The organism is Achromobacter sp. EG18, assembly GCF_059759395.1.
This window is the reverse complement of record NZ_CM186213.1, coordinates 3,340,909-3,353,957: the sequence shown is the minus strand read 5'-3', so window position 1 is coordinate 3,353,957 and position 13,049 is coordinate 3,340,909. Positions and strand designations below refer to the sequence as shown.

At 69.3% G+C, this 13,049-nt stretch carries 13 protein-coding genes; 3 read left to right on the top strand and 10 right to left on the bottom strand.

Going from position 1 to position 13,049, the window contains the following annotated elements; translation table 11 throughout:
- Nucleotides 1–4: 4 nt before the first annotated feature.
- Entirely contained in the window at nucleotides 5–1,414 is a 1,410-nt protein-coding gene (locus tag AC6CR5_RS15330; protein ID WP_223821515.1) for an MATE family efflux transporter, read from the bottom strand.
- A gap of 188 nt (nucleotides 1,415–1,602) precedes the next feature.
- Here AC6CR5_RS15330 and AC6CR5_RS15325 point away from each other — a divergent pair, with 188 nt between their 5' ends.
- Nucleotides 1,603–2,073: a MarR family winged helix-turn-helix transcriptional regulator gene (locus AC6CR5_RS15325; protein WP_006387429.1), complete on the top strand. Its 471-nt coding sequence runs from the start codon at nucleotides 1,603–1,605 to the stop codon at nucleotides 2,071–2,073.
- Between the two features lie 22 nt (nucleotides 2,074–2,095).
- On the opposite strand, the gene AC6CR5_RS15320 is transcribed toward AC6CR5_RS15325, so the two are convergent.
- From AC6CR5_RS15320 to AC6CR5_RS15305, 4 genes are all read right to left on the bottom strand, one after another.
- Nucleotides 2,096–2,797: a B3/B4 domain-containing protein gene (locus tag AC6CR5_RS15320; protein ID WP_026384158.1), complete on the bottom strand. Its 702-nt coding sequence runs from the start codon at nucleotides 2,795–2,797 to the stop codon at nucleotides 2,096–2,098.
- Between the two features lie 3 nt (nucleotides 2,798–2,800).
- Nucleotides 2,801–3,688, bottom strand: a complete 888-nt coding sequence (locus AC6CR5_RS15315) for a DMT family transporter (RefSeq protein ID WP_026384159.1) — start codon at nucleotides 3,686–3,688, stop codon at nucleotides 2,801–2,803.
- A 96-nt stretch (nucleotides 3,689–3,784) separates the two neighbouring features.
- Nucleotides 3,785–4,579: an AraC family transcriptional regulator gene (locus tag AC6CR5_RS15310; protein WP_054504740.1), complete on the bottom strand. Its 795-nt coding sequence runs from the start codon at nucleotides 4,577–4,579 to the stop codon at nucleotides 3,785–3,787.
- A gap of 38 nt (nucleotides 4,580–4,617) precedes the next feature.
- Nucleotides 4,618–5,580 (bottom strand): LysR substrate-binding domain-containing protein, encoded by a 963-nt coding sequence (locus tag AC6CR5_RS15305; protein WP_006387434.1) that lies wholly within the window; start codon nucleotides 5,578–5,580, stop codon nucleotides 4,618–4,620.
- 106 nt (nucleotides 5,581–5,686) lie between these two features.
- On the opposite strand from AC6CR5_RS15305, the gene AC6CR5_RS15300 reads away from it, so the two are divergent.
- On the top strand, nucleotides 5,687–7,981 hold the full coding sequence (locus AC6CR5_RS15300; protein WP_024070246.1) for an NADP-dependent malic enzyme: 2,295 nt from the start codon (nucleotides 5,687–5,689) through the stop codon (nucleotides 7,979–7,981).
- A 104-nt stretch (nucleotides 7,982–8,085) separates the two neighbouring features.
- On the opposite strand, the gene AC6CR5_RS15295 is transcribed toward AC6CR5_RS15300, so the two are convergent.
- From AC6CR5_RS15295 to AC6CR5_RS15285, 3 genes are all read right to left on the bottom strand, one after another.
- Nucleotides 8,086–8,463 carry a hypothetical protein gene (locus AC6CR5_RS15295; protein WP_006387436.1) on the bottom strand — a complete coding sequence of 126 codons (378 nt, stop codon included), beginning with the start codon at nucleotides 8,461–8,463 and terminating at the stop codon, nucleotides 8,086–8,088.
- A gap of 191 nt (nucleotides 8,464–8,654) precedes the next feature.
- A complete protein-coding gene (locus AC6CR5_RS15290; protein WP_006387437.1) occupies nucleotides 8,655–9,014 on the bottom strand; it encodes a DUF4148 domain-containing protein in 360 nt (119 codons plus the stop codon).
- 228 nt (nucleotides 9,015–9,242) lie between these two features.
- Nucleotides 9,243–9,458, bottom strand: a complete 216-nt coding sequence (locus AC6CR5_RS15285; protein WP_054514761.1) for a SlyX family protein — start codon at nucleotides 9,456–9,458, stop codon at nucleotides 9,243–9,245.
- Between the two features lie 164 nt (nucleotides 9,459–9,622).
- Here AC6CR5_RS15285 and AC6CR5_RS15280 point away from each other — a divergent pair, with 164 nt between their 5' ends.
- A complete protein-coding gene (locus AC6CR5_RS15280; RefSeq protein ID WP_498085749.1) occupies nucleotides 9,623–11,677 on the top strand; it encodes a TonB-dependent receptor domain-containing protein in 2,055 nt (684 codons plus the stop codon).
- Between the two features lie 19 nt (nucleotides 11,678–11,696).
- Here AC6CR5_RS15280 and AC6CR5_RS15275 read toward each other — a convergent pair whose 3' ends face one another.
- Both AC6CR5_RS15275 and AC6CR5_RS15270 read right to left on the bottom strand, forming a co-directional pair.
- Nucleotides 11,697–12,314, bottom strand: coding sequence for a nitrogen fixation protein NifQ (locus tag AC6CR5_RS15275; RefSeq protein ID WP_054445706.1), 618 nt, complete (start codon nucleotides 12,312–12,314; stop codon nucleotides 11,697–11,699).
- Between the two features lie 150 nt (nucleotides 12,315–12,464).
- The gene (locus AC6CR5_RS15270) at nucleotides 12,465–12,887 is read right to left on the bottom strand and encodes a DUF3995 domain-containing protein (protein ID WP_150101326.1); all 423 of its coding nucleotides are present in this window, start codon (nucleotides 12,885–12,887) and stop codon (nucleotides 12,465–12,467) included.
- Nucleotides 12,888–13,049: the final 162 nt, after the last annotated feature.

The window sequence follows — 13,049 nt, the reverse complement described above, 5'->3', positions numbered from 1 at the left end:
CGGCTCAGCGTTGGGACAGCACGCCAGGCCGGCGCAGATGGCCGCGTTCGAACCACGACCCCGATGCCACGGCGGCCAGGATCACCAGCCCGTACACCGCCATGGCCAGCGCCGCGACCGCGAAGAACCCCGCGAGCGACCCTGTCAGGCGCAGCACCGCGCCGCCCAGGCCGATTGCGATGGCCAAGCGCAGCACGCCGGCCCACAGCGGCCACTTCAAGCGTCCCGCGCCCTGCGAGGCGAAATACATCGAGAAGCCCAGCGCGAAGAAGCCGTAGACCGGACCCACGATACGCAGGTACGCGGCGCCCGCGGCCAGCATGTGGTCCTGCGCGCCGAACAGGCGCAGCCACGCTTCCGGAAAGAGCGCCGCCGCCAGGCCGATGACCTCGGCCAGCGCGAACGCCATGGCGCCGCCGGTCAGCGCGATGCGCAGCGCCCGTTCCGGCTGGCCGGCGCCGATGTTGGCGCCGACCATCGCCACCATCGGCGCGCCCAGGCCGAACGCCAGCGGAATCATCAGGTATTCCAGCCGCACCGCGATGCCGTAGCCGGCCACCGCCGCGGTGCCGGCGTAGGCGCCCACCAGCGCCACCGTCAATGCCACCAAGCCGTTGGTGAGCAAGGGGTTGAGCGTGGCCAGCGCGCCCACCCGCAGAATGCTGCGCATCAGGCTCAGGTGCAGGCGGCTGCGCGTCAGCCGCGCGGCATTGCGGCCGCTCAGGCAATAGCCGCCCAGCACCAAGGTGCCCGCCGCGTAGTACGTGACCAATGCCCAGCCGCCTCCCGCCACCCCCAGCGCCGGAAACGGTCCCCAGCCGAAGATCAGGCAGGGCGACAGCGGTACCAGCAGCGCCGCGCCGCCGCAGATCACCGCGCCCGGCACCAGCATGTTGCCGGTGCCGCGGATGACGCTGGCAAAGGCGTTCATCAGCCACATCAGCACGATGCCGCCAAAAATGACGTTGGAGTAGGCCAGCGCCGCGTCCAGCGTTGCGCCATCGGCGCCCAGGGCGCGGTACAACTGCGGCCCGAACGCCAGTAGCAGCGCGCAGAATACGATTCCGAGCGCGGCGTTCAGGACGACCGCGTGCAGCACCAGCTGGTCGGCCTCCCGTTGCCGTCCCGCGCCCAGGGTACGGGCGACGGCCGCCGAAATGCCGCCGCCCATCGCGCCCTGGGACATGTTCTGCATCAGCATCAGTACCGGCACCACCAGCGCCACGCCGGCCAGCACCGGCGTTCCCAGGCGCGCCAGGAACCAGGTTTCGATCAGGCCGGTGGCGGACTGCGCCAGCATCATCAGGATATTGGGCCAGGCCAGCCGGGCCAGCGTCGGCGCGATCGGCGCGTGCAGCATCGCCTGCAGGCGCGCGTTGGCGGGGCGAGGCGTGGCGGCGGAAGTGGCGGACATGATCTGGCGGCCGGAGGGAAGGGTGCGTAAAATTTACGTGCATATGCCAATATATGTCAACATCGGGCTGGACTGGGACGGCACGCGGCAGTAGCGTTATGGACTTGCCGCGCCCGGTTCGTCCGGTGAACCTGCCCGCTGGCGTGCGCCTTTCCCGCGCGCCTTTCCTTTTGCCGTCCGTATCCGCCATGTCCGACGCCGATTCCTCCGCCATTCCCCAGGACCCGCTGGTCTGCAACGGTGCCGCCCTGCGCAAGGCCACCCGGCGCGTTTCGCAGCTGTACGACACGGTGCTGGCGCCCTGCGGCCTGAAGGTATCCCAGCATTCGATCCTGGTTCATATCGCGCGCGCCGGCACGCCTTCGATGACCGACCTGGCGCGCGCCATGGTGCTGGACCGCTCGGCGTTGGCGCACAATCTCAAGCCGCTGGAGCGCGACGGCTACGTGCGCATGGCGCGTGACGAGCGCGACGGGCGCAGCCGGCGCGTGGCATTGACCGATGCCGGGCGCGACAAACTGGCCGAGTCCAAGCGCCTGTGGAAAGACGCGCAGCGCCGCTTCGAAGCCGCCTATGGCGCGGAGCGCGCCGCCGCCTTGCGCCAATCCCTTGCCGACATCTTTTCCGACGACTTCGCGTTGGCCTTCAGTCGCGGCTGACGCGGCGCCGGCGCGGGCCGGTTCATTCCCGTCGCACCTCGAATTCCGGCGCGCGCGCATCCAGCACCGCATGGCGCAGCGGCGCCTGCCACACCTCGGCCAGCGCCGCGCGCAGTTCCCCGGTCAGCCGCGCGATGTCGCGCGCCGCGCCGTCATGCAGGGCCTCGGCCACGATCAGCACCTCGCGCGTGTCGTCATGCACCGCGGACAGGCCGCTCTGGCGATTGGTCCAGCGGCGGGCGTGCGCGCGGCCTTCGGGGTCGGCATAGGTCACTTCGCCTGGTTCCGGATGCTCGGTGTCGCCGCCGAACGTGAGATACCGCTCGGTGCCGTCGGCGTAACGCACCTCCAGCGCCGATCCCAGGCGCTGCGCATCCAGCACCGCGACCGGGATGGCGTAGGCCATGGAGACCGCGTTGCACAGTTCGATCAGCGGATGCAGCGGCGGCATCGAGCCTTCCTTGCGCAGGCGGCGCAGCAGCGCTTCCGAGGCGCAGCGGTACTGGGTGGGCTTGATGCCCATGCTGGCAAAGGCGCGGCGCCAGGCCTGGATTTCCGGCAGGTCGGATTCGCTGGCGCCTGCCAGCCGCAGGCGAGCGCGCTCCAGGAACGGCGCGGCCAGGTCGCCGACCCCGGCGTGCCGATGAATGCCGCGCACGTGCAGGGCGCCGGCGGACAGTTGGGGATAATCGCGCCAGATGGCGCTCGCGTGGCGGAACAGCATGGATTACCTCGCAACGGTGGCCGGTTTGCGGGTCCGGCCCAGGATGAGTACGGCGCCCAGCACGCAGGCCATGCCCGCGAGCTGGCGCGCCGACATGGATTCGTCCAGCAGCAGCGCCGCCAGCAGGACGGCCGATACCGGCGCGATGGCGGTGAACAGGGCGGCTTCCGACCCTGCGACACGCTCGGCGCCGGCGTACCACAGCACGAAGCCGGCCACGGTCGGCACCAGCGCGTAATAGGCTACCGCCAGCAGCGCCTCGGCGGAAAGCGCCAGCGTCCAGGGCGCTTCCGCCAGGCTGGCCGGCAGGCACACGGCCAGGCCGATGGCGCACATCAAGGTCGACAGCGCCAGTGGCGGCACCGGCGCGCGCAACCGCTTCTGCAGCAGGATGAAAAGGCCCTCGCACAGCACCGCGCCCAACACCAGCGCATTGCCGATCCAGGAGCCGGCGCCAGATGCCGCATCGCCGTGCGTCATCAACCAGACGCCGGCCGCCGCCGTGGCGATGGCCAGCAGCGTGGCTTTGCCCGGCCGCTCGCCCAGCACCGCGATGGCGATCGCGGCCGACACCAGCGGCAGGGTGCCCAGGATGACGCCGCCGTCCACCGCCGACGTGCGTCGCAGGCCGGCGATCAGCAGGGTGGTGTAACCGACGCTGCCGGCGATGGCCTGCGCCGCCAGCAGCAGCCAGTCGCGCCGGTCCAGGCGCGGCAGGCGCGCGCCGGCCATCCAGCCCAGCAGCGCGAAACAGGGCAGCGCCAGCGCAAAGCGCATGGCAGTGGCGGTGAAGGGCGGCAGCCCGGCGGCAATGATCTTGCTGGCAACGACGGTGCTGCCCACCAGCGCCATGGCGGCGGCCAGGCAGGCATACCCTTGGGTTCGGTTCATGGAGAGGGACGGAGTCGGGACAAGGCTGCAGCGTAGGCGCGGCCGGCGCTTGCGGTCTTGAACGAAATTGCAGCGCGGTCGCGCTTGCCAAGGCTCTCAGTGCGCAGCGGCCAAAGCGTAGCGGCCGGGCGACAGGCCATAGGCGCGCGAGAACAGCCGCGTCATGTGGCTCTGGTCGGAGAAGCCGGCGGTCGCGGCGGTGTCGGCCAGCGCCATCCCCTGGCGCAGCAGGTGGCGCGCCAGCAGCAGGCGGCGCTGCACCTGGTAGGCGTGCGGCGTCATGCCGGTGGCGCGGTGGAAGGCGCGCAGCACCTGGAAGCGGCTCAGGCCGCAGGCCCGGGCTAGGTCGGCCAGCGACAGCGCGGCGGCGGGCGCGTCATCGATCAGGCCTAGCGCGTGGCGGATGGCGGCGGGAGCGCCGGGCTGGGGCTCGCGGGCGCCCTGGCGGCCGGCGCGCGCCAGTACTCGCAGCAGCAGCGTGTCGCAGGCCAGCGGCTCGGCGGCGGCGGTGACCTGAGCATACAGCGCCAGCAGGTCCGCCGCCAGCGCCGGCGCGTCCAGCACCGGATGCTCGAATTCGAAGCCGGCCCCGGTCGGCAGGCCGTCCACCGCCTCGGCCACCACCGCCGGATCCAGGTACAGCATCTGCCAGGCGCGTTCGCCGCCGATGGGCGCGCCGTCGTGCACCTCGCCGGGGTTCACGGTGATCACCTGGCCCGGGCCGGCCTCGACCTGGCCGCGGCCGCTGTGCGAGGCCTGGCCTCCCAGCCGCAACACCCCGATGCCGAACTGCTCGTGTGTATGCCGCGCAAACGTCCGGGCGCTGCGCGCGGCCACCGCCTGCACGCCGGCCAGGGCGCTGCGCTGCATGACGAATTGGTTGGCGTGCATGGCGGATTCCGTTGTGTGTCGGTATCTTGGCGGGCCGGTTAGGCCCGTCCGTTACGGCTGAAGACCTCGCGCAAGGCCGCCGCGAACAGGGCGTCGACATTGCGGCGCAAGCCGTCGGCGCGGGTGAACAGCGAAATCGGCGGCAGGGTCCAGTCGAAAGAATACGGCACGATCGCCGCGCCGGCGATACGCACCAGTTCATCGGCGATGTCGGCCGGCAGGATAGACACGGCGCGGTCGCTGGCGACGATCATTTCGCCGATCAGCTTGGACGAATCGCTTTGCACCGACGGCGTGGGCGGCGCCAGACCGGCGCGCAGGAAGATGTCGGCCACCTGTTCACGGATCGGGCTGTCCGGCGTGCCCAGGATCCAGTCCAAGTCGGCCAGCATGTTCCATTCCAGCCGCGTGCGTCCCAGCCGCGCGGCCAGGCGCCGGCTGGCGATCAGGCGCGGCGGCTGGTGGTACAGCACTTCGAAGTCGATCTGCCCCAGGTCCACCGACGGAGTCGCCCAGCCCACCACCACGTCCAGGGTGTGGTCGCGCAACTGGCGCAGCAAGGCCGGGCCTTGGCCTTCGTGGATGGTGGCGGTGATGCCGCGTCCTTGCGGCATGGTGCGGGCGATGGCGGCCGACAGCAATTGCCCCGACACGAACGGGATCACCCCGATGTGCAGGTGCGCGGCATGGCCGGCGGCCACGGCTTCCATTTCCTGCACCAGGTGCCCCAGGTCGTGCACCAGCGCGCGGGCGCGCGCCAGCACCACCGCGCCCAGCGGCGTGGGCGTCATGCCGCGCACCGAGCGTTCGAACAGCGGCACGTCGAACATGCTTTCCAGTTCGGCCAGTGCATTGGTCACCGCCGGCTGGCTGGTGGCCATGTGCTCGGCCACCCGGGTGAGCGAGCCGTGCTGCTCGATTTGTAACAGCAGCATGAGGTGGCGCATCTTCAGCCGCGAGGTCAGTTTCCGGATAACCTCGTCCGGGGAAAACGGCGTCATAGACAAGCCATAAGAAAAAGGTGATGTGACAATATTAAATCTGAATGATCACCTTATGTCCGCCGACCTAGAATTTTCCCTGTTCAAGACTAGGAGGCGCCGCCCCATGAATTCGCAATCCGACCGCCAGGCCGCTCTGGATTACCACGAGTTTCCCACCCCGGGAAAGATCTCCGTCGTGGCCTCCAAGCCGCTCGTCAACCAGCGTGACCTGGCCCTGGCGTACTCGCCCGGGGTGGCGGCGGCCTGCGAGGAAATCGTGGCGGACCCGGCCAATGTGTTCCGCTACACCGGCCGCGGCAACCTGGTGGGCGTGATCTCCAACGGCACCGCGGTGCTGGGCCTGGGCAATATCGGTGCCCTGGCCTCCAAGCCGGTGATGGAAGGCAAGGCGGTGCTGTTCAAGAAGTTCGCCGGGCTGGACGTGTTCGACATCGAGATCAACGAGACCGACCCGGACAAGCTGGTCGAGATCATCGCCGGCCTGGAAGCCACCTTCGGCGGCATCAACCTGGAAGACATCAAGGCGCCCGAATGCTTCACGGTCGAGCGCAAGCTGCGCGAGCGCATGAAGATTCCCGTCTTCCATGACGACCAGCACGGCACCGCCATCACCGTTTCCGCCGCCTTCATCAACGGCCTGAAGGTGGTGGGCAAGGACATCGACAAGGTCAAGGTGGTCACGTCGGGCGCCGGCGCGGCCGCGCTGGCCTGCCTGGACCTGATGGTGGACCTGGGGCTGCCGCTGGAGAACATCTGGGTCACCGACATCGAAGGCGTGGTCTACGAAGGCCGCACCGTGCTGATGGACCCGGACAAGGCGCGCTTCACCCAGAAGACCGACGCCCGCAAGCTGGCCGAGGTGATCGAGGGCGCGGACGTGTTCCTGGGCCTGTCGGCCGGCGGCGTGCTCAAGCCCGAGATGGTTGCCAAGATGGGCCCGCGCCCGCTGATCCTGGCGCTGGCCAACCCGACGCCGGAAATCCTGCCGGAAGTGGCGCACGGCGTGCGTGACGACGTCGTCATGGCGACGGGCCGTTCGGACTACCCGAACCAGGTCAACAACGTGCTGTGCTTCCCGTACATCTTCCGCGGCGCGCTGGATGTGGGCGCCACGACGATCACCCGTGAAATGGAAAAGGCGGCGGTGTACGCCATCGCCGAGCTGGCCGAGGAGGAGCAGAACGAGGTGGTGGCCGCGGCTTACGGCACCTACGACATTTCGTTCGGTCCCGAGTACCTGATTCCCAAGCCGTTCGATCCGCGCCTGATCGTGCGCATCGCGCCGGCGGTGGCCAAGGCCGCCATGGAAGGCGGCGTGGCCACGCGTCCGCTGGCCGACCTGGAAGCCTACGAAGAGCAGTTGCAGCAGTTCGTGTACCACTCCGGCGCCTTCATGAAGCCGCTGTTCTCGGCGGCCAAGCGCATCGTGCGGGGCGGCGGCAAATCGCGCATCGTCTTCACCGAAGGCGAGGACGAACGCGTGCTGCGCGCCGTGCAGGTCATCGTCGACGAAGGGCTGGCGCGCCCGATCCTGGTGGGCCGTCCCGCCGTGCTGCTGTCGCGCATCGAGAAATTCGGCCTGCGCCTGCGGCTGGGCGAGGACGTCGAAGTCACCAACCCCGAATACGACGAACGCTTCCACCAGTACTGGACCACGTATTGGGAACTGATGTGCCGCCGCGGCATCACCAAGGAGATGGCGCGCGTGGAAATGCGCCGCCGCCTCACGCTGATCGGCGCGATGATGGTGCACCTGGGCGATGCCGACGGCATGGTCTGCGGCACGGTCGGCGCCTATCACGATCACCTGCGCTTCGTCGACGAGGTGATCGGCCGCCGTCCGGGCGCCAACGTCTACGCCGCCATGAACATCCTGCTGCTCAACGAGCGCACGGTGGTGCTGGTGGACACGCACGTCAACGACGAACCCACGGCCGAGCAGATCGCCGAGTTCACCATCGCCGCGGCCAAGGAAATGCAGCGCATGTTCCTGGCGCCGAAGGTGGCGTTGCTGTCGCGCTCGAACTTCGGTTCGGGCAGCTCGGCCTCGGGCGCCAAGATGCGCCGCGCGCTGGAACTGGTGCGCCAAGCCGAGCCCGAACTGGAGATCGACGGCGAAATGCACGGCGACTGCGCGCTGGACGAAGCGCTGCGCCTGCGCATCCTGCCGTCCTCCACGCTCAAGGGCGAGGCCAACCTGCTGGTGTGCCCGAACGTGGACGCCGGCAACATCGCCTACAACCTGCTCAAGACGGCCGCGGGCGGCAACGTGGCGGTCGGCCCGATCCTGCTGGGCGCCAACGCGCCGGTTCACATCCTGACTTCCAGTTCGACCGTGCGCCGCATCATCAACATGACGGCCATGACGGTGCTGGACGCCAACCGCGTCGAAGGCTGACGCGGCTGCCGGCCCGCGCCACGGGCGCGGCCGGATGGCAAAACGCCCGCTTCATCCTGGGATGTCGCGGGCGTTCTCTTTGGCCGATGCAAGGGCCGCGATGCTCAGTTCGAGCTGGCCTTCCAGGTGCCGTCCGGTTGCTTGCAGAACCAGAACTTCCAGGTTTCGGTGGTGCTGGTGCGGGCGAAATCCCCTTCCAGCAGGCGACAGGTGCGGTCGCCGGACAGCTTGCTGGTCTGCAGCGGGGTGATCTTGGCCGTGATCGGCGCGGCCTTGCGCTTGGGCGTGCTCGACCAGTTGACGCTCTGGCCATCGGCGGCATTGTTCAACGCATCCGCGACGGCCTGGTGGAAGGCGGGCTTGTCGGCCTTGGAAATCTGGGTGATGAGGGCATTGTTCAGCATGACGGCGGGCGCCGCCAGGGCCGGTCCGGCAGTGACGCCGGCGGCGAGCGCGAAAGCGATGAGACGGATGGTTTTCATTGCGGACTCCCTCATTGTTGTCACGGCTGCGCGGACAGCCTTTTGATGGTCAGGTCCGATGGTACGCGAAGCGCCCGTTTCTTGTCTCGATCCGCCGCGGTCGCATGCTTGCCGGGTTGTGCGGGCGCAAAAAAAGCCGCCCGGCAAGGGCGGCCAAGGTACAACAAGGGGAGGGGTAAATCGTCGGCCGATCAGTTGGCGCGATGGTAGGCGCCCGAGAACGGCAGGTCATTCGGTTCGACGTTCGAGACCAGGCCGGCCGCCTTGGCGCTGGCCAGTTCGGCTTCGACCTGGGCGCGTGTCACGCCAGACTGGGGCGCGCCGTACACGCCCTGGAAGGGCACGTCGTTGGGTTCGACGTTCGAAACCTGGCCGGCGGCCTTGGCGGCGGCCAGTTCGGCCTGCACCTGGGCGCGGGTCGGGCCTTCATAAGGGGTGCCGTAGACGCCCTGGAAGGGCACGTTGTTCGGTTCGATGTTCTGCGAGGCGTAGGCACCGGCGCTCAGGGCGGCCAGGGACATCAGCAGGGCGGAAGCAAGGGTCTTTTTCATGGTGAATCTCCGATTTCAGAAGCCTGGGAGCGAATCCGGCGGCCTATCCGTCGTGGTTCGTTGTTGTTTCCCGATGGCTCCATAGTGCGCGCAAACGGCCTACGGATAAACCCTGATATCGGTAAAAGATTTTTCCACCAATGGAAAGAAATGGCGATTATTGGTAGTTAGTCGCCATTTATGGCGACGATAGCTGTCGCCATATTGCCAGCGCGAGAGACGCCCAGCTCAGTAATGGGGCGGCAGTTCGTCGCGCAGGCTGCGGAACGGCGCCGCGCCTTCGGGCGCCTGTTGGCGCAGTTCGGCCACCTCGCGTTGCAGGCGGTCGATCTGTTGCTGCTGGCGCACGATGATCTGGTTCAACTGTTCCAGCAGGTCGTCGGCGAAACTGGCCTTGACTTCCAGGTCCAGCAGCCGGCGTTCGATGTCTTGCGAATTTTCCATGGCGCTATTAGAACCCATTCCCCGCGGCGCCCGGGGCCGTATCGACATCCGCGCAATCCTGTGCGAGGCTGGGGGGCATGGTCACTCAGCGGGGAACTCGATTGGCGCAGCAACGACGCCGGCGCGGCGCCCTGGCCCGCCCCTTTCTGCATGGCCTGCTGGGCATGGCGCCGGCGGTGGCGGCGCTGGCCCAAGCGCAGGCGCCGCAGCAGCTGGCCCCGGTGGCGGTGACCGGCACCCGGATCGGCGCGCCGCCCTGGGAAACCCCGGCCTCGGTCGACATCGTGGAAGGCGCGGCGATGCGTCGCGGCCAGCCCGGGATCAACCTGTCCGAAGGCCTGGCCGGCGTGCCGGGCCTGCAGGTCCAGAACCGCCAGAACTACGCGCAGGACCTGCAGCTATCCAGCCGCGGCTTCGGCGCGCGTTCCACGTTCGGCGTGCGCGGGGTGCGGCTGTACGTGGATGGCATCCCGGCGACCATGCCCGATGGACAGGGCCAGACCTCGAACATCGACATCGGCTCGCTCGACCGGGTGGAGGTGTTGCGCGGGCCGTTCTCGGCGCTGTACGGCAATTCCTCGGGGGGCGTGATCCTGGCCTATACCGAAGACGGCGCGGTGCCCGCCGCAATCGGGGTGTCGGGCTGGGCCGGCAGCGACGGGACCTGGCGCTACGGCGCCAAGGCCTCCGGCGCCTCGGGCGACATGGACTACGTGCTCGCTCTGTCGCGCATGACCACCGACGGCTACCGCGACCACAGCGCCGCGCGCAAGAACCTGGGCAACGCCAGGCTGGGTGTACAGCTGGACGACGCGAGCCGCTTGACGATCGTGGCCAACAGCGTCGACCTGACGGCGCAGGATCCGCTCGGCCTGACCTACGCGCAATTCCAGGACGCGCCGCGCAGCGCCGCGCTGGCCACGCAATACGATACCCGCAAGACCGTGCGCCAGACCCAGGGCGGGCTGGTCTACGAGCGCCACGTCGACGGCGCCAACACCCTGCGCCTGATGCTGTACTACGGCCAGCGCGACACCACGCAATTCCAGGCCATCCCGCCCGCCGCGCAGGCGGCGCCGACCCAGGCGGGCGGCGTGATCGACCTGCGCCGCCGCTATGGCGGCGCCGACCTGCGCTGGACCTCGGAACTGGGGCCGGCGGACCGGCCCTTGACGCTGGTCGGCGGCTTCTCGTACGACACATTGCGCGAACAACGCAAGGGCTACCAGAACTACACCGGCGACGGCGCCGACCGCCAGCTCGGGGTGCAAGGCGCGCTGCGGCGCGACGAAACCAACACCGTCTATAACGCCGATCCCTACCTGCAGGCATCGTGGCGCATGGCGCCGCGCTGGACCCTGGATGCGGGCCTGCGCTACAGCACGGTGGCGTTCCGCTCGCGCGACCACTACATCGCGCCGGGCAACGGCGATGACAGTGGCGATGCCCGCTACCGCCGCGCATTGCCGGTGGCCGCGCTACGCTACCAGCCCGAGGCGCGCACCAGCCTGTACGTGTCCTATGGCCGCGGCTTCGAAACCCCCACGTTCAATGAGTTGTCGTACCGGCCCGGCGGCCTGCCGGGGCTGAACTTCGCGCTGGCGCCCGCGCTCGGCAACAATGCCGAAGCGGGCCTGAAGACCGACCTTGCCGGCGGGCAACTGACCGCCGCGGTGTTCCGCGTATCGACGCACGACGAGATCGTGTCGGCGGGCAGCGCGGGCGGTCGCGCCACCTTCCGCAACGCCGGGCGCACGCGCCGCGATGGCGTCGAGTTGGGCTGGTCGGCGGCCTTTGCCCGCCATGGGCGCGCGCAACTGGCCTACACCTGGCTGGATGCGCGCTATCGCGACGATGGCGCCGGCGGCATCCGCGCCGGCAACCGCATTCCGGGCATCGCGCGTCAATCGGCCTACGCCGCGCTGGGCTGGGCGCCACCACAGGGTTGGCAGGCGGGCATCGAGGCTCGCTACCTGAGCCGCCTGTATGCCGATGACGCCAACGACGCGGCCGCGCCGGGCTATGTGGTGGCCGCGCTGTCGGCGGGCTATGTCAAGCGCCTGGGAGACTGGGATCTGAGCGCCTACGCCCGCGTCGACAACCTGTTCGACCGGCGTTATGCCGGGTCCGTCATCGTCAACGAAAGCAATGGCCGCTACTACGAGCCGGCGCCCGGGCGCAGCGTGGGCATGGGGTTGGGCGTCACGTACCGTTATTGAGGTTGCATGCCCGGCCGGCTCAGGCGGCCCTGGCCGAGCCGTAGCAGAAGCCATGATCCTCGCAGGCGGCGCAGCCCGGCGCGGCGGCGAGAGGCAGGCCGGCGTGTTCACAGGCGGAATACGCCAGGAACTTCTTCCAGCGCAGGTTGGCGGTGTTGCGCGCCACCAGGCCCGGGTAGTGGCGCGTCAGCAGCGAGGTGACGTCCTCGCGGCCGGTCAGGCCGAGGTCGCGCCACAGATGGTCCGGGCGCAGGCAGGCGTGCGCCAGCACGCTGGTGACCCAGGCGGTGGTGGGCGCCGGCCCGCCGCAAGCCTGGAGCAGCATGCGCAGCAGGCGCGTGAAATCCGGTTGCGGACTGGCCAGGCCGCGCGCCGCGTAGGCGAGCAATTGCGCCCGCAGGTCGGCGAGCGCGGCGGCCGTGCCGTCCTGCGCGCCGGGAAACACGCTGGCCAGCACCTCGGCCAGCTCGACGGGCGACAGGCCGGTGCGGGCCAGGTCATGGTGCGCCAGGCTCTTGCCGATCACGGTGGCGAAGAAGCGGGCGTCCGGATGGCCGGGCGACGCGTGGTCCAGCAGGGCGCGGGCCAGGGCATCGATGTCGCCGGTGGCAGGAGGGGCGGTGAGGAGGGCATCCATGGCGGTTGGCGAGAAAGGGGCGAAGAAATCGTTATAAGCCAGAATATATGACGAATGCCGGATGACCCTGCCTGCGCTGGGTCAATCCCGCCGCGGATCGACCACGGGCGGGATCGGCGCGGCAAAAAAGGGAGTGGGGCGGCGTCGGACTCAGGCCAGGCCCGGCCAGCTTGCCAGGGCCACGCCCGCCGCCAGCAGCAGGCACAGCGGCGAATAGACGCGGGTGTCGAGGCGGGCGAAGGGGTCTTCGCCTTTGCGCTTGAAGAAACCGACGTAGCGGAAGTCGCCGATGGCGCGCGCCAGCAGGCCCAGCGCCACCAGCAAGCCCAGCCAGGGCAGCCCGCGCAGCGCCGGCGCCGGCACCAGGCCGGCGTTGGCGGCCGTGAGCCAGGCGCAGCCGATCAGCACGGCGGCCACGGCCAGCGTCCCTTGCGATGATGGCCGGAACAGCGGTTCACCGTCCTGGATCGGCAGCGCCGCGCGGTGCGCCAGGCGGCCGCCGGCGGCCCAGTAGGCGTGCCACAGGCCCAGCACGACGAAGATGAGGGACGTGAGGGCGGCGACGGCTGGCATGCGGAACTCCGGTGAGTTTGCGGGTGGCGCGAGTATGCCAAAGAAAGCGTGGGGCGTCCTGGCCGCAAAGCCGTGGCAATGGCATGGCGCGCGCAGGCCGTCCGGGGCCGCGACGGTCGCCCAAAAAAACAGGCGCCTCGCGGCGCCTGTCTGTCGTCATCG